Origin of the sequence: Rhizobium sp. MHM7A (genome assembly GCF_005862215.1) — a bacterium.
GTDB lineage: Bacteria > Pseudomonadota > Alphaproteobacteria > Rhizobiales > Rhizobiaceae > Rhizobium > Rhizobium bangladeshense.
In genome coordinates this window covers 78,691-98,469 of sequence record NZ_VCHT01000018.1, presented here as the reverse complement: position 1 = coordinate 98,469, position 19,779 = coordinate 78,691, and the positions used below count along the sequence as shown (strand labels likewise).

Below are 19,779 nucleotides of genomic sequence, written 5' to 3'. Positions count from 1 at the left end.
GACGCGCAGGCACTCTATTGCTGCGCGAGGCTCTGAATGGATTCCATCGTCTGCTTGGCGTCGGCGCTGCCGCCGAAGGCCGGCGGGAAATACTGGTTGAACAGGTTTTCCACCGCCGCCCAGTTGTTGGTGATCACATAGGGCACCGAATGCGCCAGCGAATAATCGAGCGCCTCGCCGCCATTGGTAATGTCCTTGGCCGCCACCTTGTACCAGGAGGATTGCGAAGCCGTGCGCGCCGGGAGTGCACGGCCCTGTTCGGCGAGATACTGCAGTGCTTCGGGACTGGTCAGCACCTGGATCGCCTTCCAGGCAGCGTCCTTGTTCTTGCTTGTCGTGGCGATGCCGAAACCGGAACCGGCCGTGACCGCAGCGAGCTCCTTGGCATCGGCGCGCGGCAGCGTGGTGAGACCGATCTTGAACTTGGCCTTGTCCTTCATGCCGATGATCGACCAGGGTCCGTCGACATACATGGCGACGTTGCCCGAATTGAACCGGCCCTGGATGAATGTGCCGACATCAGCGCTCGACGGCACCAGCGGCGCGATCTTATCCTTGGCGGCAAAGCCGATCACCCTGTCGGCAGCCGCAATAGCGCCGGGATTGGTAAGATCGAGCTCGCCGGCATCATTGACATATTTGTCGCCCCAGGCCGACGCCAGGACCGAATAGTTCTGCGGGGTAATGCCGAAGCCGTACTTGCCGTCTTTCGTCAGCTTCTTGGCGGCGTCGGTGAATTCTGCGAGCGTCCAGCCCGGCTTCGGCAGCGGAATGCCTGCAGCCTCGAGCGCATCCTGGTTATAATAGACGACCCAGGGACCGACATCATAGGGCAGGCCGTAAAGCTGTTTGTCAACCGACATGCCGCCGATGATCGATGGCGTAAAGGCGCCGATGTCGAATTTATCCGCCTCGATCCGGTCGTTCAGCGGTTCGAGCAGTGAATAGAAGTTCGGCATGCGTAGCGACTGCATGGAGACGATATCGGCGAGCTGCCCTGACGCCGCCAGCACCGGCAGTCGTGTCCAGTAATCGACCCAGCCCGTCGTCGTCAGCGTCACCTTGATATCGGGGTATTTGGCGGTCACCATGTCGGCCAGGTGCTGCCAGCCCTTGGTGTCGGCATCGGAACCGGTCCACATCTGCCAGGTCAGGTTGATCTGTTCGGCCGATGCGGATGTGGCAAAGAGGCTGCCGCCGACTGCGGCAAGCAAAAGCGTTTTCTTCAGAACCTTCATGGGTTTCTCCTCCCTCCATGACGCAATGAACACGCGAATGCGACCGAGTCACGCCTTGAGGACGATCTCGATCACCGGGACGGTAACGTCAGGTCGCCGGACCGGCAGTTCGAGCGTGATCATGCCTTCCGGCACCATCACGCCGATATTGGAATCCACTTCCTTCGTCTGGCTGAGCCAGCGCACTTCGCTGGCATCGTGCAGGAACTGCGCATAGGCGATCCTGTCGGCGATGCCCTCGATATGGATGTGGCGGTAGGGCCAGTTATAGACATGCAGATAGAGGCGGTTGCCGCGCTGGGTGTAGCGGCAGCCGGCCGGTGCCGGAAGCTCGGATGGACCGGCCCCGTAGATGGAGCGTGCGTTGAGGGCCATCCAGTTGCGGTAGACTTCGAGCGCAGCGGTGGCGCGTGCGTCGAAGGTGCCGCGGCCGGTCGGGCCCACATTCATCAGGAGGTTGCCGCCGAGCGCCACGGAATCGATCAGCAGCTGGATGATCTGCTCCGGGCTCTTCCAGCTGTCTTCGTCGCGGTGATAGCCCCAGGAGCCGCTGAAGGTATGGCAGGCTTCCCAAAGCACACCCTGGCTCGCGATCGCGGGCGCCACTCGCGGCGTATATTGCTCCGGCGTCGTCACGTCGGGCAGCTTGCCGGGCGGCAGATCGAGGCGGTTGTTGACGATGATTTCGGGCTGCAGCTCACGCACCAGCTCAAGCAGGCGCTCGCTTTCCCAATCGACGCGGCCCTTGCCGGGCAGGCCGCGATACTCGCGCTGGGGATAGCTGAAATCGAACCAGATGATGTCGATGCGGCCGAAACCGGTCAGAAGCTCGCGCACCTGTTCGCGCATATAGGCGGCGTAGTTGGCAATGTTGCGGCCGGCATTCAGCGCCTTGGCGTCGGGATGGTTGCGCAAGGGGTGGTGCACGTCGATCGGGAAATCCGGATGGTGCCAGTCGAGCAGCGAATAATAGAAGCCGATCTTCAGCCCCTCTGCGCGGAAGGCCTCGACCAGCGGCGTCAGCAGGTCACTGCCGCAGGGCGTATTCGGCGCCTTGTAGTCGGTCACCTTGCTGTCCCAGAGGCAGAAACCTTCGTGATGCTTGGTCGTCACCACGACATATTTCATCCCGGCGAGACGCGCCCGGCGGGCCCACTCCCTGGGATCGTAGAGATCGGGATCGAAATTCTCGAAATAGCGCTGGTATTGTTCGTGCGTGAGTTCCTCGCGGTTCTTCAGCCACTCATGCCGCGCTCCCAGAGCATAAAGGCCCCAGTGGATGAACATGCCAAGGCGATCATGGCTGAACCAGGCGTGCTTGCCCGCCCCTGCCGATTCACGATTTTCCGGCTGGCGTTCCGAACTCGTCACAGGATTCTCCTCCCTGTTTTCCGGCTTAACATCATATCGAACCGGTTCGGTGGCTGATCATCTTGCTTGATCCCATGCCTGTCAAGCCGAAATCCGCGAATTGCAGAACCGCGAGGAAAATGCTCCTTAACTGAGCGACAGAGCGGGATATGTTGCGTGGATCAATAAAAAGTGACAAAAGAAAGCTTTAGAACCGGTTCGACAGACATGACCACCATACGAGATGTCGCGCGCTTGGCGGGGGTTTCGATCTCGACCGTCTCGCTCGCGCTCAACAGCCCGAAACGGGTCGGCGCCGAGACGCTCGACCGCATCCAGCAGGCGATCAAATCAACCGGCTACCGCATCGATCCGGTGGCCCAGACGCTGGCGCGCGGGCGCAGCTCGCTGATCGGGTTCGTTTCGGCTAATCTCAGCAACATGTTCTTCGGCGACATCCGCCGGGAGATCGAACACCAGGCGCTCGACCACGGCTATTTCGTGCTGATCGCCGACTCCTCCGGCAGGGCCGATCTCGAACGGGCGCTGCTGGAGCGGCTGCAGGCCCAGAAGATCGCCGGCATCGCTTTGGCTGCAAACGGGCACGGCGAGGAATACGCCACCTTCCTGCGCGATTTCAAGACGCCGATCGTGATGTTCGACCAGAAGGTCGAGGGTGCCGAGCGCGATTTCATTGGTTCCGACAATCCGCTGACCACAACCATCCTGACCGAGCACCTGCTGCAACTCGGCCATCGGCGTATCGCCTTCATCTCGGGTCCAAGCGGCCTGCACACCGCCGACGAACGCCTGAAAGGTTTCATCGATACGATGGACAGCGCCGGCGTGGAGGTCGACCCTTCGCTTGTCGTCGAGGGCGGCTATACCAGGACCGGCGGCCATACGCAGGCGATGCGCTTGCTCACCCGCCGCGACCGGCCGACCGCCATCATCGGCGCCAACAACATGATGGGGCTGGCAACCCTCCAGGTCATGCAGGAGATGGGCTTCCGCTGTCCCGACGACGTATCGCTGGCAATGGTCGACGACGTGCCCTGGAGCAACGTCATCACGCCGCGCATTACCATGGTCGTGCAGGATGCGCAGAAGCTCGGGGAGCTGGCGGCGCAGCGACTGCTGGCAAGGATCGCAAGCCCGGAGGCCGCCGCTGAGCCGCCACAGGATTTCATCCTGACACCAAGATTCGTGCGCGGAGAGTCGACCAGACGGCTGTGAGGAACTCTACCGATCCTCACGCGTATGCCAAAGCCGCAATACATAGATTGTCGACTGCTGGATTTCGTAGCGCAGCTCATAACGGCCGACGAGAATTCGGCGAACCTCACGGGGATCGAACTCCTCGAGCCGCTCGCCGAGACGCGGCTGCTCCATCAAACGAGCAGGCGCGGCCGTCAGCGCCTGCACGGTACGGGCCGCAGCCCGCCGGTCGACAGGGGAGAGAAAGTCATATAGGCGGGCAATGTCCGAGACCGCTTTGCGCGTCCAGTTGACTTCCATCACCGGGGCAACGAAATCGGCTCGTCACTATCAAGACTGTCTGCCCACGCTTGAACAGACTGATGATCGACAATGTTGCCGCCATCCACGTCGGCCAGCGCCTCAAGTGTCAAACGCCGGCGCTCCTCTTCCTGATCAATCCATGCAGTCAGGGCCTGCTTGACGATCCAGCCGCGCGAACGCTCGAGCCGCATTGCGAGTTGATCGACCTTCTGCGCAAGCGGCAGCGGAACATGAGCGGTGAGAACTTTGGTCTCCATCGAAAACTCCCAAGATTAATCATCCATGATCATAGCGATTAATTTTGATTATCTCCAGCACCTGTACGTCATGAAGCCGGCTGAGACTCCTTAGCAAGATTACCCAGCATCGAGAGTTGCGAAACACAATGACGGATTTTCGTCGGCCGGTGAAGCAATCAAAAGAAGAGCCTCGACCCCATCCATTGAAAGATCTTAGTATTTGTCATACATGTGTGATGAATCGTAAATTTCGGAAAGCCGCAGGTATGAACGGTTTCCGGATCGAAGCCGATCGGGAGTCGAGGCGTGGCTATGCAGGGGAAGGATCGCAGCAGGGGCTCGGGGTCGCTGGTCTCACAGGTTGGCGAGAGCCTGCGGCAAGCGATCACTAGCGGCCAATATGCCGCTGGCGACAAGCTTCCGAGCGAGCATGAGCTGACGGAGACGCACAGCGTCAGCAGGACCGTAGTGCGGGAGGCCGTGGCCGCCCTCCGTTCCGATGGCCTGGTCGAGGTGCGCCAGGGCGCGGGCATTTTCGTGATCGGAGCCGACCCGGGTCAGTCGGGACGCAAAGTCGACAAGGCCCGCGTCGCCTCCGATCTGGAAGTGCTGGAAATCCGGACGCCCGTCGAAATCGAGGCGGCAGGGCTCGCCGCCTTGCGCCGTTCGCCGGCGCAGGAGGAAGCAATCTTCGAATGCCACCGGAAAATCCTCCGGTGCATCGAAACCGACCAATCGATCCGAGAGGCGGATCTCGAGCTGCACATTGCCATTGCCGAGGCGACGAACAATCCCCTGTTCAAGCATTTCCTCGAATCCCAAGGCATGGCGATCATCCCGCAATCGAGGGTCGTTCCTGAAACGCGGACAGCCGAGCAGACCGCCTATCGTAAACTGATCCACAGGGAACACGAAGCGATCATCGTCGCGATCTCCGACAGGGATGACCAGGCCGCCCGCAACGCCATGCGCGACCATCTCGTCGGCAGCCAGGCAAGGTACCGAAACCTGCTGAAGGATCTGCGAAGCTTTTCGAGTTGAAGCGATCAAGAAGCTCCGCGGGCGGCGAGCTTTTCTAGCCCGCAATCCGAACGCACCGGTCGGGGATCGGTGCTCCTGGCGGATTTGCGCAAATTCGCCCTATTGTAAAGGCTCTGAACAACACGCATCAAGTTGGTGCGATCGGCCGTTTGCGTGTCTGCGGCTGAAAGCTAGTTGAAAGCTTCGACGTCATAGGAAGGGGCAGCATCGTGGAGGCAACGGTCAAAGTGGCCGGACGACGATGCAGGCAAAACCAGGAGGAGATCTCATGCGTTCTTCACGCAGCCTTTTCCATACCGTCGCTTTTTCCGCGCTGCTGGCCGCGGCATCCCTCGCGAGCACAGCCACCCGTGCAGCCGACAAGATCACCATCATGGTCGGCGGCTATGAGAAGCAGATCTATCTGCCCGCCAAGCTCGCCGAATCCCTCGGCTATTTCAAAGATGAAGGTCTCGACGTCGAACTGCTCAATGAAGCCGCCGGCGTCGACGCCGAAAACCAGCTTCTGGCAGGCGCCGTGCAGGGTGTCGTCGGCTTCTACGACCACTGTGTGGACCTCCAGGCCAAGGGCAAGTTCGTCGAATCCATCGTCCAGTTCAGCCAGGCGCCGGGCGAGGTCGAGATGGTTTCGAGCAAACATCCCGAGATCAAGTCGCCGGCCGACTTCAAGGGCAAGAGCCTCGGCGTCACCGGCCTCGGCTCGTCCACCAACTTCCTGACGCTGTTCATGGCCTCGAAGGCCGGCCTGAAGCCCGGCGACGTCGTCACCATTCCGGTCGGCGCCGGCGGCACGTTCATCGCCGCTATGCAGCAGGATCAGATCCAGGCCGGCATGACGACCGATCCGACGATCTCACGCCTGATCAAGACGGCCGAAGCGAGCGTCCTTGTCGACATGCGCACGGTCGAAGCGACCCGCAAGGCGCTCGGCGGCACCTATCCGGCCGCCTCGCTCTACATGGAAACCTCCTGGGTCGACGCCCACAAGGACGAGGCGCAGAAGCTCGCCAATGCCTTCGTCAAGACGCTGAAATACATCAACACGCATTCCGCCGCCGAGATCGCGGAGAAGATGCCGAAGGACTTCTACGTCGGCGACAAGGACGGCTACGTCAAGGCTCTCGAAGAGGGCAAGGGCATGTTCACCGCCGATGGCGTCATGCCGGAAGACGGCCCCAGGACCGTGCTTGCCGTGCTTTCGGAGTTCTCCAAGAACGTCAAGGGCAAGCAGATCGACCTTTCCAAGACCTACACGACGGAATTCGTCAAGAACGTCAAGTAACGCGTCGCGCCGCTTCCGGCTGCAACCGGAAGCGGCTTCTACTTGGTCCATGGGCATTGCGTGCACACGCCCGAAGCACGCCTCAGGTATCCTCATGCAACATGAAAAGAACCAAATCCCGGCGATCGAGCTGATCAACGTCAGCCGGCGTTTCGTTTCGCCAACCGGCAAGTCCCTGACGGCGCTCCGCGATTTCAACATGACTGTCGCCCGCGGCGAGTTCGTCGCCGTCGTCGGCCCCACAGGATGCGGCAAGTCGACGACGCTCAACCTCGTGACCGGCCTTGCCCGCCCTTCGGCCGGTGAAGTCCGGCTGATGGGAGGCCCGATCACCGGCATCGACCCGCGCGTCGGCTTCGCGTTCCAGACCGACGCGCTTTTCCCCTGGAAAAACGTAATCGACAACGTGATGGCCGGCCCGCTGTTTCGCGGCAAGTCGCACGCCGAGGCGGAAAGAAGCGCCCGCGACTGGCTGGCCCGCGTCGGCCTTTCGAAATTCCTGCACCACTATCCCCATCAGCTTTCCGGCGGCATGCGCAAACGCGTCTCGCTGGCGCAGACCTTCATCAACGAACCGGAAATCCTGCTGATGGATGAGCCCTTCTCGGCACTCGACGTGCAGACCCGCACCGTCATGCATGAGGAACTCCTGAAGCTTTGGGCGGAGCGCAAGGCCTCGGTGGTGTTTGTCACCCATGATCTCGAAGAGGCCGTAGCGCTTGCCGACAAGGTCTATGTGCTCACAGCCGGCCCGGCGACGGTCAAATCGGTCTACACGATCGACCTTCCCCGCCCGCGCGTCGTGGCGGAAATCCGCTACGAACAGAGCTTCATCGACTATTGCAAGACGATCTGGGAGGACCTGCGCGAAGAGGTCGAAACCAGCTACCGCCGCGCAAGCGAAGCGGCCTGACGGAGGATATCATGGCACACGTCACATTTGAGGCCGGTTCGGCCACCCTGTTTCGCGCGGGCACGTCGGATGCCGAGATCGAAGCTTCAGCGCTGAAGGCGATACGCCGGCGCAACACGCTGGTGCGCTTCTGGCAGATCACCATCCTGGTCCTCGTGATCGGCATGTGGGAGCTCTCCTCCAACATGCAGTGGATCGACCCCTTCTTCTATTCGAGCCCGAGCGGCGTCCTTGAGCGTCTCTACGAATGGGCGACCGAGGGCACCACCGAAGGCTCGCTCTGGTATAATCTGTGGGTGACGATGGAGGAGGCGCTGATCGGCTTTTTCGCAGGCTCGATCACCGGCGTCTTCGTCGGCATCGGCCTTGGCCGCAACCGCTTCCTGTCGGATATCTTTTCCGTCTACATCAAGGCGATCAACTCGATCCCCCGCGTGGTGCTAGCCCCGATTTTCATCATGATCATGGGTCTCGGCCTGCCGTCCAAGGTGGCTCTCGCCTTCATCATGGTGTTCTTCGTCGTCTTCGCCAATGCCTTCCAGGGCGTGCGCGAAGCCGACCGCAATATGATCGCCAATGCCCGCATCCTCGGCGCTTCCGACTGGCAGGTAACGCGCACCGTCGTCATTCCGTCGGCAATGAGCTGGATATTCGCCAGCCTGCATGTCTCTTTCGGCTTTGCGATCATCGGCGCGATCGTCGGCGAATTCGTCGGCGCCCGCTTCGGCATCGGCCAGCTTATTTCGATCGCGAAGGGAACCTTCGACGCCGCCGGCATGTTCGCGGCAATCCTCCTCGTCATGGTCGTCACGCTTGTTGCGGAATACATCATGACATTGATCGAGAACCGCCTGGCAAAGTGGCGTCCGCAGCAGCACCTCGATACGCAGTAATCAGATCGACCTCCTCCCAAGGCAGATCGAAGCGAAGGCCGGGCTCCATGTCCGGCCTTCTTCATTTGAGAGGCTCACGAGGCCTCGGGCCTATGCGAGCGGAAGCCGCACGGTGACGATGAGACCACCGCCTTCGGCATCCCCGAGCAAAACCGAACCTCCCGTCCCTTCGACGACTTCCCGAACGATCGCAAGTCCCAAGCCGCTGCCCTCGCTTTCGGTCCCGATGATCCGGTAAAAGCGTTCAAACACCTGCTCGCGCTCGACGCTCGGAATACCGGGTCCATTGTCCTCGACAGTGACGATGGCGTCGCCGTCCGCCTGCCCGACCGTGACGGTCACCCGTCCACCGACGCTGGTATATCGGATCGCGTTGTCGATGAGGTTGACCAGCATCTCCCGCAGCATCGTCCCGTCACCCTCGACGATGACAGAGCGATCCGCCTCCAGACCAAGATCGAGGTTGCGCCTCAACGCCTCTTCGGCATAGGCCTCCAGGATTTCGCGGGCAGCCTTGCTGAGATCGGTCGCGTCGCTGCGGGGGCGACGGCTTCCGGGCTCGGCTCGCGACAAGGTCAGGAGCTGGCTGGCGAGCCGTGAAATCTGACGCGTGCTGCTGCGAAGGGCGGCAAGCGCCTCATCGCGGCGCGACGGATCGCCTTCGCGGGACGCCACGCTTGCCTGCGTCGAAATCAGGGCCAGCGGCGTTCGGAGCTGATGCGCTGCATTCGACACAAAGCGTCGCTGCGCCGCCATCTGGCTCTGGACGCGCTCCATGTAATCGTTCAGCGCAAGGACGAGCGGTTGCAGCTCGCTTTGCACCATTTCGGGCGGCAGGGGATCAAGACGGTTGCGGCCGCGATGGCGCAAAGCGTCCCTCAGCCTGAGCGCTGGCGCGAGGCCCCGTTGCAGGCCGAGGATGGTCACCAGGCTTGCGGCGAAGACGAGTACGAATTGTTTGGAAAAGTCCGAAAGCCACAGCTGCCTTCGCATCGCATACTGGCTGTTATGGGTCACGGCGACGGTCACGGAAATGGTACCGTCATTGGGTAGGCCGACGACGGGATGGTCGAGCATCAGGACGCGCACTCCGGCGCCGTGGAAGGCGCGATCCTCTCCCACCCGCTGGACGGCCGGCAACGGCAGGTCGGGAAAGCCGCTGACCAGATTGCCCCACACGGTAATGACCTGGTAAAACACCCGATCACCGAAGCCGGTATCGAACATCTCGAGCGCGGCCGGCGGCACGTCCACCTGGACATTGCCGCCCTCGTCGACACGGACGGCCTCGGCGATGACGCGGGCCGAGGCCAGAAGCGTTCGATCCGCCACCAGCTTTGCCGTGGCGTCAGCCGTCCAGAAACTGTCGTAAAGATTAAAGCCGATCGCGCCGAGCAGCGTCAGCAGCACCCAGCAGAGCAATTGCACCCTCAGGCTCCGGCTGAGCCGCGCGAACGTCGCGCCTATTTTGGTGCCGACGCTATTCGACATGTCTGAGGAGATAACCGAGCCCGCGCAGCGTTGCGATCTGAACCGAACTGATCTCGAGTTTCTTTCGCAGCCGATGCACGTAGATTTCGATGGCGCTCGGATCGGCTTCGTCGTCGAAACCGAAGACACTTTCAGACAGAGCAGCTTTGGAGACCGTGTTGCCCATCTTCATGACGAGCTGTTCGAGAACGGCATATTCCCGTGGCGTCAGCTGCAGTGGCTCGTCTTCAACGAAGAACTGCCGTGTCCCACCGGAAAAGCGCAGATTTCCGACAGTGATTTCCGACGATGCCCGATCCTGCCCCCGGCGCACCACCGCGCGAATCCTCGCTTCAAGTTCGGCGATTTCGAAGGGCTTGGCGAGATAGTCGTCGGCGCCGGTATCGAGCCCCGCCACACGGCCGTCCAGGCTCGCATTCGCGGTCAGGATGATGACCGGCAGTTTGCTGCCGGACTGCCTCAGCCGCTTCAGAAGCGTCATTCCGTCGAGCTTGGGCAGCGAAAGGTCGAGGATCATCGCGGAATACTCCGCCACCTTCAGCATATGCTCGGCATCCTCGCCATCATGGGCAATGTCGATCGCATACTGCGCCTGCCGCAGGGCTTTGCCCAGCCAGGCCGCCAAATCCTTGTTGTCCTCCACCACAAGCAGTCTCATCCGTCCCCCTTAGCATGTGCCGAGGGCTTGGCGAAAGCGTGCGATGTGTGTCGACCGGCGCCTAAGCGCGCTCGGTCTCGCCCTCGGCGACAGCGGCAGCGGCGTTCCGGTCTCCGGCACCAGACGCCTCCGCACCCCAGATTTCGATCTGCGTCAGCGCAGGAAATGGGGAGATGTCCTCAGCCTTGATGAGGCCATGCAGCTCAATCCATTCGATGACGCAAGGCTCAATGGCAAAACGCTGCGCGGCGCCCGATTTGGCCAGCGGAAAACGACAGGTCTTGCCGCTCGATAAGGTGACGCTCACCTCTTTCCACCAGGAATCATGCGGGAAGTCCGCCCGGAGGTAGAAGACGATCTCGTCGACGCCGACCGGCCTGCCGAACTCCACCGTCAGAGCCGCTTGCGGATCGCGATTGATGCCCCAGCTCGTATAGGGCCAGAAGCCATGATCGTCATTGGCCTTTTCGCCGTCGATGGCGTTTCTAGCGGCAAAGACCGCTTCGCCCCGGGTTTCGACATTGGCGCGCGCATGGGGAAATAACGCCCGGTTGGCGTGATCGTCCCAGGGATTGAGCGCAAGATTCCGCCGATGGGCGATCTCGTCGGGGCGCGCGCAGCGCACGGACAGCCGGTGGATATCGCCTCTGAATGCGTTCGGGGAATAGGATTTGCGCTTGTCGCCGAAAGGCACCGCAAGCGCGTAGGAGCATTCCTTCATATAGACAAGGCTGGGCTGGATCGCACTGTCCAGCGCGAGGTAGACATGTCCGGGTCTGGAGACTTCCAAAATCACCCGTTCGCCCTCGCGATAGCTTTGGCGATAGACCAGGAACGTCTCATCCTGCCCTGTGGCGCTTGCCAATACGAACCCGTCGGCATCCACGATCTTCAGCGTCAATTCCATGTTCGCCCTCCTCAGAGCCTGATGCACTCAGACAGCATCACGCTCTAACTATCTAACTTATCAGCAATTTCAGGAGCTTCCCGGCAAGCGGAACGCGCAATCGATAGAGCTTCTCGGGCCAAGCCGATCTCAACCTGATATCATTCACGGCGATCTCGTCGATTTCGATCGGCCCGGCGCCGTCGACTAAAATGCTGCCAAGATCGGCAAGATCGATCCTGCCCGGGGCGATCGTCGGCGGCAGGCATGTCATCAGCGACAAAACCGCCGCCCTGTCGCCGTCATAGCCATCGACGATCTCGACATGGCGGCCGCGTACCAAGGAGACGGCACGCCGATAGTTGCGCAGTTTCGCTTCCACCGGATAGGCGCCCGAGATGTCGAGGGATATCCGCGCCAGTTTCTCACTGAATTCAGTTTCGACATCGCGCGCGCCGAAAGCTTCGCCGGCGGACTGCATGATGCCCTCGAATGTCGGCAGGTTGTGATAAGCCGACTGCATCGTCCAGATCTCGTAGCGCCGCGGCGAAAAGGTCTTTGCCGTGTAGGTCTCGACGCCGACGTCGATCAGGAATGGGCGCCCATCCTTGTAGAGGGTCACGCTGCCGACGTCGTTGTGATTATGCCCCTCGCCATTGTTGCCGCCCTTGACCGCAAGCGAGAACCGCTGGTCGCGAGCGACAAACAGACCGATGCCGGGATAAAAAATGTCCCGGCGCGGCAGCGGACGCGGCTCGACGACACGGATCTGCGGCCCGGCCAGTAGTTCCTGCACGCGATACCAGAGGTTCCATTCCCCAGGAAGGTGCGGGCGTTCCGCCTCGGCCCTGTCGGCTGCAGCGAAGTCCGCCAGCATCTGCGAACCGACTGCTTTTCCGAACAAATATTCCCGTGCGCTGCAAGGCTCGACGACCGCGGAGGAATCAGCAAAGTTGAAAAAATTGTGGCCGGCCACATGCATGTCGGCGATATATTCGGCCATGTTCCGGATCTTCGGCTGCTGCCAGATCGTGGCAAAGAGGCCCGGTGCCGCGGCGTCCAGAACGGTCAGGGCGCCATGGAGGCAAAGGGCAGCGTGGCGATAGTAGAGCACGCCCTCCTCACAGGCTCCATCCTCGGCATAGTCCTTCAGGAAAGCATCGAGGCTGGCGAGCGCCTTCTCAACAATCGCCCGGCGCGTCGCCTGATCGGTCTTCAAGGAAAAGGTCGCCACCAGGACGTTCTGGGTAATCCAGGCAGTCCAATTGTTCATCTTCTCATTGCCGCGGCCCATCCACCAGAAATGCCGACCGAGATACGGCAAGAGAATGCGGCCCTCGATCTCGCGCCCCGCTCGTGCAGTGATCTCAGGGCTGACGCGATCGAGCGCATCGCCCAGCAGGGCGACGATCGTTGCGAGCAGGGCTGCCGTTTCGGCGGCGAAGAGGTCTATGATGGGCTGCGAATTGTCGGGAAGCGGCAGCCGCGGGCCACCGCGTTCGTAGGCGTTGTGCGCCGGAAGCTGCCAGCCGCTCTCCTCCGCGATCAGGAAGATGCCATCAATGATCTTCGGCAGGAACCGTCCATCGCCTTCGACGAGTTCGCCCAGCACCACATCATTGAGCATCCGCCGCCTGGTGAAATAAAGCTCCTCAAAACGCGAGCGATTGCCGTTCGCAGAGTATTCTCGGTAATCCGAAGCCCTGATCAGAGGCCATGCCCGCGCAAGTGTGGCCTCGGCGTCGCAAATGACCGCCTCGCGCATCGCCTTCGGCACCGCACTCCATCGTTCGCGATCGCAAGAAACCGCTCCTGGCATGAAGTCACCCAAGCTGTCCGGCAGATCTCCTGCAATCTCGCTGAACATGTTCCTCCCGGCACTGTAAAAGCCTCCACAGCCGTGTGGCTCATACTCACCTATCATATGTTTCCGGCGTCTGCCATAAAATTTGTATGATCTATTCAGAACTTGTTTGACCAGTGCCGGATATGTGTTATGCCGTTGATCGGAGGGAGAGCTGCGGCGGTCGGCAGAGGATCCGCAATCGTCAGCCGCAGAAGATCCGCCCAGGAGGAAGGCATCGGTGTCCATATCGAATTCGGTCATCGCGACTGATCGCGCCCCGGCAACTTCTGACCGGAAGGTCGCCGTCTTGTCCAAACGGCAGCGCAAGATCCGCAGCGCGCTCGTCGCTTATTCTTTCATAGCGCCGAATTTCCTCGGCTTCGCGGTCTTCACGCTCGGGCCGATCCTCTTCGCCTTCGCGCTTGCTTTCATGCATTGGGACGGCTCGAATGCGATCACTTTTGCCGGCCTCGACAATTTCTGGCGCCTGTTTGAAGATAAGGCCTTCATCGCGGCCTTCTGGAACACGATCATCTATACGGTCGCCTCAGTGCCGGCGACATTGCTCTGCGCGCTCGGCCTCGCCGTCCTCCTCAACCAGAAGATCGCCGGGCGCAATTTCTTCCGCACGGCGATGTTCTTCCCCTATGTCGCCTCGCTGGTCGCCGTAGCGGTGGTCTGGAACATGATCTTCAACCCCGAGATGGGGCCGGTGAACATGATCCTCTACACGCTCGGCCTCGATCCCAAGAACATGCCCGGATGGGCGGCCGACCGCCACTGGGCGATGGTGACGGTGATCCTCTTCGGCATCTGGAAGAACATGGGCTATTACATGGTCATCTATCTGGCCGGTCTCCAGGGCATCAATTCCGAACTCTACGAGGCCGCCGATCTCGATGGCGCCAATTCCTGGCAGAAGTTCATCCATGTCACCGTCCCGCAGCTCGGGGCGACGACCTTCTTCGTCACCGTCATGCTGACCATCCAGTCCTTCAAGGTGTTCGACCAGATCTACATGATCACCCAGGGCGGCCCCGGCACCTCGACGCTGGTTCTCGTCTACCACATCTATAACGAAGCCTTCATTTCCTGGGATCTCGGTTATTCCAGCATGGTTTCGCTGGTGCTGTTCTTCCTCGTGCTTGCCGTCACCATCTTCCAGTTCCGCCGCCAGCGGGAGGACGAAGCATGAGGATCGCTGGGCGCAAAGTAACCGCCAAAACGGTCCTCCTCTATGCCATCGTCATCACCGTGACCGTAGTCATGCTGATGCCTTTCGCCTGGATGCTGTCGGCCTCCCTGAAGCTCAGCCGCGACGTCTTTGCCTTCCCGATCGAGTGGATACCGTCGCAGCCGCAATGGCAGAATTACGTTGATATCTGGACGAAGATCCCGCTTGCGCTTTTCATCTACAACACCTCGAAGCTGACGATCATCGTCACGCTGCTGCAGCTTGTGACTTCCAGCTTTGCGGCCTATGCCTTCGCCAAGCTGAACTTCCCCTACAAGAACACGCTGTTCCTCGGCTACATCGCCACCATCGCCATGCCCTGGCAGGTCTATATGGTGCCGCAATTCCTGCTGATGCGCGAGTTCGGCCTCAACAACACGCATCTGGCGCTGATCTGCCTTCAGGCCTTCACCGCCTTCGGCGTCTTCCTGATGCGCCAGTTCTACATGTCGATCCCGACTGAGCTCTGCGAGGCGGCCCGCATCGACGGCATGAATGAATACCAGATCTGGGCGCGCATCATGCTGCCGCTGTCGAAGCCCGCGCTCTCGACCTTGACGATCTTCACCTTCGTCAGCACCTGGAACGACTTTCTCGGGCCGATGATCTATCTCACCAAGACGGAGCTGAAGACCGTCCAGATCGGCCTGCGCATGTTCATTTCGCAATATTCGGCCGAATACGGGCTGATCATGGCGGCCTCCGTCGTCGCCCTCATCCCGGTTCTCGTCGTCTTCCTCTCTCTGCAGCGCTTCTTCGTCGAAGGCATCGCCTCGACCGGACTGAAGGGTTAAAACCATGAACGCCGTTTCCTCAGTCGCCCCGCAGCCGATCACCGACGAAGAGGTAAAATCCGCGCTCGATCTTGCCGTCGCGCAGATCAAGCGCAATCTTCCCGAGTTCACCTACGCCTCGCAGAACCATTCGAGCGTTGGAAATTTTTACCCGGCAGTCGCGAACGACCAGTGGACGGCGGGCTTCTGGCCCGGTGAGCTCTGGCTCGCCTTCGAACATAGCGGCGACCCTATCTTCCGCCATGCCGCGCAGATCCAGGTCCAGTCCTTCCTGCATCGGATCGTCAATCGGATCGAGACCGATCATCACGATATGGGCTTTCTCTATTCGCCGTCCTGCATCGCCGCCTGGAAGCTCGTCGGCGATGAAGACGGCCGCAAGGCGGCAATCCTCGCCGCCGACCAGCTGATCGAGCGCTTCCAGCCCATCGGCCAATTCATCCAGGCCTGGGGTCACAAGGGCAAGGCGGAAGAATATCGCTATATCATCGATTGCCTCTTGAACCTGCCGCTTCTTTATTGGGCAAGCAGCGAGACCGGCGATCCGAAATACCGAGAGATCGCGCTCATCCACGCGCGCACCACGCTCGCCAATTCGGTCCGGCCTGACGATTCCACCTACCACACCTTCTATATGGACCCGGTTACCGGAGCGCCGGTGCGCGGCGCCACCAAGCAGGGCTATAGAGACGACAGCGCCTGGGCGCGTGGCCAGGCTTGGGGAATATCGGGCATGGCGCTCTCCTACCGTTACGAACGGATCGAGGAATATCGCCAGACCTTCGATAGGCTGCTCACCTTCTATCTCAACCGGCTGCCCGCCGACATGGTGCCCTATTGGGATCTCGTCTTTTCGGACGGCGACGGCGAGCCACGCGACAGTTCGTCAGCCGCGATCACCGCCTGCGGCCTTCTCGAAATGGCCGATCTCGTCGAAGCCGAGGCGGCCGAGCGCTACCGGACGTTGGCGCGGCGCATGATGAAGAGCCTCGCCGATCATTATGCGGTCAAGGATCCCACGGTTTCGAACGGCCTCGTGCTGCACGCCACCTATTCGAAGAAATCGCCCTTCAACACCTGCCGTGGCGAGGGCGTCGATGAATGCGTCTCCTGGGGAGACTATTATTACATGGAAGCACTGACGCGCCTGTCACGGCGCTGGTCTTCCTATTGGTGAGGTCAGGAGAACCCGATGGCCAGCATTTCGCTTAAAGAGCTGAACAAGACCTACGGCGCGCTCACCGTCGTCCACGACATCGATCTTGAGATATCAGACAAGGAATTCATCATCCTGGTCGGCCCCTCCGGCTGTGGTAAGTCGACGACGCTACGGATGATCGCGGGTCTCGAGGAAATATCGGGGGGAGAGCTCAGGATCGGCGGTAACGTCATGAACGATGTTCCCTCGAAGGATCGGGATATTGCCATGGTCTTTCAGAACTATGCGCTCTATCCGCACATGACCGTCTACAAGAACATGGCCTTCGGCCTGCAGTTGCGCAAGGTTTCACGCGATTTTATCGACAAACAGGTGCATGATGCGGCCAAAATCCTCGACATCACGCACCTCCTGAACCGGAAGCCGAAGGCGCTTTCGGGCGGCCAGCGCCAGCGCGTGGCGCTCGGCCGCGCCATGGTGCGCAATCCGGCCGTTTTCCTTCTCGACGAGCCGCTTTCCAATCTCGACGCCAAGCTGCGCGGCACGATGCGCTCCGAAATCACCAAGCTGCATAAGCGCCTCGACGCCACCTTCATCTACGTCACCCACGACCAGGTGGAAGCCATGACCATGGCGGACCGGATCGTCGTCATGAAGGACGGGCACATTCAGCAGGTCGACACGCCGCAGAACCTTTACGACCGCCCGATCAACATGTTCGTCGCCGGGTTCATCGGTGCACCACAGATGAACATGCTGCCCTCGACCGTTCAGCGCCGGGGCGACGGCTTCATCGCCGTCTTCGATGGTCGGGAACTGCCGCTGCCTGATCATTTCGACAAGGGCAGGATCGCTCCTTACGAGGGTCGCGAGCTGGTGCTCGGCATTCGTCCGGAGAACTTCCACGAATTGCCGCCGGCAGACATTCCGCCCGAGAACTTGGCGCCGCTCAAGGCGGTGGTGGAGCTTGCCGAACCGATGGGCTCGGAAGTGCATCTGAACATGGTGGCCGGCGGGCGCAATCTCATCGCTCGCGTATCGCCGCGCTTCCGGCCTGCGATCGGCGAGGAGGCGACGCTGGTGGCGGACATGAGCAATGCCCAGCTGTTCGACAAGGAAACCGAACGCTCGATTCTATACTGAGGCGCCTGCGGGAGACGGCGATGCAGTGGCTGCGGGACATGTGGACGAAGGAAGGGCCGGGCATTCCGAAGGATGCGCTGGGGAAGACCGGCCTTGCCCTGTTTGTCGAAACCCTCGGCCGCGAATGGTGGGAGATGGTCAAGCTCAACATCCTGTTTCTCCTGGCCTCGCTCCTCGTCGTGACGCTGCCGGCGGCACTCGCCGCCATGGCCCGGGTTTCGGTGGCTTTTGTGGAGGATCGCAATATCTATCTCCTCAGGGACTTCGCCGATGCATTCCTGCGTTATTTCTGGCGCGCCACCGCCTGGGGTCTGGCGCTAGCCGCGGCCTTTGCGATCTCTATCTATGTGATCCTGACCTATGCCGCCGGAGCGCGCGACAACCTGGTTCTTGCCGCACCGCTGGCCGTCGCGCTTGTCGTCACCGCCTTCCTTGCAGTGCTTGCCTGTCATCTCGTCGTGCTGATGGTGATGCGCGACCTGCCGGCTTTGCGGCTCCTTCGTCTCGCCGCACTCGCTTCCGTCGTCCGTCCGCTTCCGGCGCTTGCCTCGCTCGCCTTCAACGCCGCCCTGTGGCTGGCGCATATCCTCTTTTATCCGGTTTCCGTGTTCCTGCCGGCAACCTTCAATTTTTCACTCGGAATGTTCGCCGTCGCTTTCGGCGTCCATCGGGCGGCGGTGATGGTTCTGGACTTGCCGCAGACAACGCAGCCGCACTGTAAACCGCAGACACCAAACGCATCATAAAACAGTCGATCCAGAGACGATCCAGGGAAGGAGAACAGGAATGTATTTGGATAAATTCGGGAGGACGATGAAACTCGCCGTGGCGGGTTTCACCTTGGCCGCAACAACGGCCGGCGCAGCGCTCGCACAGGATGCCGTGACGCTGAAATGGGCTTTGTGGGACTGGGACAAGACCGCCTATTACAAGCCGCTGATCGAGGCTTATCAGGCCAAGCACCCTAACGTGAAGTTCGAGCCGATGGACCTCGGCTCGCAGGACTATCAGCAGATGATCTCGACGCAGCTGACTGGCGGCTCCAAGGACATCGACATCGTCACCATCAAGGATGTGCCGGGCTACACCAACCTGGTACGCGCCGGCAATATCGCGGATCTCAGCGGCTTCGTGAAGGATCAGAAGATCGACCCGGCTCCCTTTGGCGGCCTGATCGAGGAACTCACCATCGACGGCAAGATCTATTCCATACCTTTCCGCTCCGACTTCTGGGTCGTCTATTACAACAAGGATATTTTCGATAAGGCCGGTGTGCCCTATCCCACAAATGACATGAGCTGGGCGCAGTTCGACGAGACCACCGAGAAGCTTGCAGGCGGCATGGGCACCAACAAAACTTATGGTGCGTTGCTGCACACCTGGCGTTCGACCGTTCAGCTGCCCGGTATCCTCGATGGAAAACACACGCTGGTCGATGGCGATTATGCTTTCCTTAAGCCTTGGTACGAGAGAGCACTCACCCTGCAGAAGGATGGCGCCATCCCCTCCTACGCCTTCCTGAAAACGTCGAACACGCATTATTCGGCGCTCTTCTTCAACGGCACGATCGGCATGCTGCCGATGGGAACCTGGTTCGTCGGCACCCAGATCGCCAAGGTGAAATCGGGTGAATCGAAGAGCAAGAACTGGGGCATCGTAAAGTTCCCGCATCCCGACGGCGTGGCCGCCGGCACGACGGCTGCGCAGATCTCCGGCCTGGCGGTCAATGCCAATTCCACCCACAAGGAAGCCGCGCTCGACTTCATCAAGTTCGTCACCGGCCCGGAAGGGGCAGCCGTCATCGCGTCGACAGGCACCTTCCCCGCGCTCAAGACAGCCGACGTCAGTGCCAAGATCGCGGCGACGCCCGGTTTCCCTCAGGATGAGGCGAGCAAGGAAGCGCTGATCCCGTCGAAAACCTACCTCGAGATGGCGGTCAATCCAAACGCCGCCAAAATCGAAGTCGTGCTCAACCGCGCCCATGACGCGATCATGACCGACAACACCTCCGTCGACGACGGGCTGAGGGAGATGACCGAAGGCGTGAAGGCCATCAAGTAAGCGCCATACTACATCACGGCCGCGGGTGAG

Annotated in this window: 19 protein-coding genes; 11 read left to right on the top strand and 8 right to left on the bottom strand. The window is 60.7% G+C overall.

Annotated elements, in window-relative coordinates; all coding sequences use genetic code 11:
• Window positions 1-14: 14 nt before the first annotated feature.
• On the bottom strand, window positions 15-1,238 hold the full coding sequence (locus FFR93_RS35235) for a sugar ABC transporter substrate-binding protein (protein WP_138396579.1): 1,224 nt from the start codon (window positions 1,236-1,238) through the stop codon (window positions 15-17).
• Window positions 1,239-1,286: 48 nt separating this feature from the next.
• Window positions 1,287-2,609, bottom strand: coding sequence for an alpha-L-fucosidase (locus FFR93_RS35230; protein WP_138396578.1), 1,323 nt, complete (start codon window positions 2,607-2,609; stop codon window positions 1,287-1,289).
• A gap of 207 nt (window positions 2,610-2,816) precedes the next feature.
• On the opposite strand from FFR93_RS35230, the gene FFR93_RS35225 reads away from it, so the two are divergent.
• Entirely contained in the window at window positions 2,817-3,824 is a 1,008-nt protein-coding gene (locus tag FFR93_RS35225; RefSeq protein ID WP_138396577.1) for a LacI family DNA-binding transcriptional regulator, read from the top strand.
• Between the two features lie 6 nt (window positions 3,825-3,830).
• On the opposite strand, the gene FFR93_RS35220 is transcribed toward FFR93_RS35225, so the two are convergent.
• Together FFR93_RS35220 and FFR93_RS35215 are read right to left on the bottom strand one after the other, a co-directional pair.
• A complete protein-coding gene (locus FFR93_RS35220; protein ID WP_138396598.1) occupies window positions 3,831-4,106 on the bottom strand; it encodes a type II toxin-antitoxin system RelE/ParE family toxin in 276 nt (91 codons plus the stop codon).
• Window positions 4,106-4,366: a ribbon-helix-helix domain-containing protein gene (locus FFR93_RS35215; protein WP_064709638.1), complete on the bottom strand. Its 261-nt coding sequence runs from the start codon at window positions 4,364-4,366 to the stop codon at window positions 4,106-4,108. The genes FFR93_RS35220 and FFR93_RS35215 overlap by 1 nt, the downstream gene beginning before the upstream one ends.
• A gap of 294 nt (window positions 4,367-4,660) precedes the next feature.
• Between FFR93_RS35215 and FFR93_RS35210 the strand changes: the two genes are divergently transcribed.
• The 4 genes from FFR93_RS35210 to FFR93_RS35195 all read left to right on the top strand — a co-directional run bounded on the left by FFR93_RS35210 (window position 4,661) and on the right by FFR93_RS35195 (window position 8,477).
• Entirely contained in the window at window positions 4,661-5,389 is a 729-nt protein-coding gene (locus tag FFR93_RS35210) for a FadR/GntR family transcriptional regulator (RefSeq protein ID WP_064709639.1), read from the top strand.
• Between the two features lie 268 nt (window positions 5,390-5,657).
• The gene (locus tag FFR93_RS35205; protein WP_138396576.1) at window positions 5,658-6,671 is read left to right on the top strand and encodes an ABC transporter substrate-binding protein; all 1,014 of its coding nucleotides are present in this window, start codon (window positions 5,658-5,660) and stop codon (window positions 6,669-6,671) included.
• A 94-nt stretch (window positions 6,672-6,765) separates the two neighbouring features.
• Window positions 6,766-7,584: an ABC transporter ATP-binding protein gene (locus tag FFR93_RS35200; protein WP_064709641.1), complete on the top strand. Its 819-nt coding sequence runs from the start codon at window positions 6,766-6,768 to the stop codon at window positions 7,582-7,584.
• 11 nt (window positions 7,585-7,595) lie between these two features.
• A complete protein-coding gene (locus FFR93_RS35195; RefSeq protein ID WP_138396575.1) occupies window positions 7,596-8,477 on the top strand; it encodes an ABC transporter permease in 882 nt (293 codons plus the stop codon).
• A gap of 90 nt (window positions 8,478-8,567) precedes the next feature.
• Here FFR93_RS35195 and FFR93_RS35190 read toward each other — a convergent pair whose 3' ends face one another.
• From FFR93_RS35190 to FFR93_RS35175, 4 genes are all read right to left on the bottom strand, one after another.
• Window positions 8,568-9,968, bottom strand: a complete 1,401-nt coding sequence (locus FFR93_RS35190) for a sensor histidine kinase (protein WP_138396574.1) — start codon at window positions 9,966-9,968, stop codon at window positions 8,568-8,570.
• Complete coding sequence (locus FFR93_RS35185) at window positions 9,958-10,626, bottom strand: response regulator (protein WP_064709644.1); 669 nt, start codon at window positions 10,624-10,626, stop codon at window positions 9,958-9,960. The genes FFR93_RS35190 and FFR93_RS35185 overlap by 11 nt, the downstream gene beginning before the upstream one ends.
• A gap of 61 nt (window positions 10,627-10,687) precedes the next feature.
• Complete coding sequence (locus FFR93_RS35180; RefSeq protein WP_138396573.1) at window positions 10,688-11,533, bottom strand: carbohydrate-binding protein; 846 nt, start codon at window positions 11,531-11,533, stop codon at window positions 10,688-10,690.
• Window positions 11,534-11,585: 52 nt separating this feature from the next.
• Window positions 11,586-13,379 carry a heparinase II/III family protein gene (locus FFR93_RS35175; protein ID WP_138396572.1) on the bottom strand — a complete coding sequence of 598 codons (1,794 nt, stop codon included), beginning with the start codon at window positions 13,377-13,379 and terminating at the stop codon, window positions 11,586-11,588.
• 217 nt (window positions 13,380-13,596) lie between these two features.
• On the opposite strand from FFR93_RS35175, the gene FFR93_RS35170 reads away from it, so the two are divergent.
• The 6 genes from FFR93_RS35170 to FFR93_RS35145 are packed head-to-tail and all read left to right on the top strand — an operon-like array spanning window position 13,597 to window position 19,749.
• Window positions 13,597-14,553, top strand: coding sequence for a sugar ABC transporter permease (locus FFR93_RS35170; protein WP_138396571.1), 957 nt, complete (start codon window positions 13,597-13,599; stop codon window positions 14,551-14,553).
• Window positions 14,550-15,386 (top strand): carbohydrate ABC transporter permease, encoded by an 837-nt coding sequence (locus tag FFR93_RS35165; protein ID WP_138396570.1) that lies wholly within the window; start codon window positions 14,550-14,552, stop codon window positions 15,384-15,386. Before FFR93_RS35170 ends, FFR93_RS35165 begins: the two co-directional genes overlap by 4 nt.
• 4 nt (window positions 15,387-15,390) lie before the next feature.
• Window positions 15,391-16,563 carry a glycoside hydrolase family 88 protein gene (locus tag FFR93_RS35160; protein WP_138396569.1) on the top strand — a complete coding sequence of 391 codons (1,173 nt, stop codon included), beginning with the start codon at window positions 15,391-15,393 and terminating at the stop codon, window positions 16,561-16,563.
• Window positions 16,564-16,578: 15 nt separating this feature from the next.
• Window positions 16,579-17,688 carry an ABC transporter ATP-binding protein gene (locus FFR93_RS35155; RefSeq protein ID WP_064709650.1) on the top strand — a complete coding sequence of 370 codons (1,110 nt, stop codon included), beginning with the start codon at window positions 16,579-16,581 and terminating at the stop codon, window positions 17,686-17,688.
• Between the two features lie 20 nt (window positions 17,689-17,708).
• A complete protein-coding gene (locus tag FFR93_RS35150) occupies window positions 17,709-18,434 on the top strand; it encodes a YesL family protein (protein WP_138396568.1) in 726 nt (241 codons plus the stop codon).
• Window positions 18,435-18,474: 40 nt separating this feature from the next.
• Window positions 18,475-19,749 (top strand): sugar ABC transporter substrate-binding protein, encoded by a 1,275-nt coding sequence (locus FFR93_RS35145; RefSeq protein WP_138396567.1) that lies wholly within the window; start codon window positions 18,475-18,477, stop codon window positions 19,747-19,749.
• Window positions 19,750-19,779 lie beyond the last annotated feature (30 nt).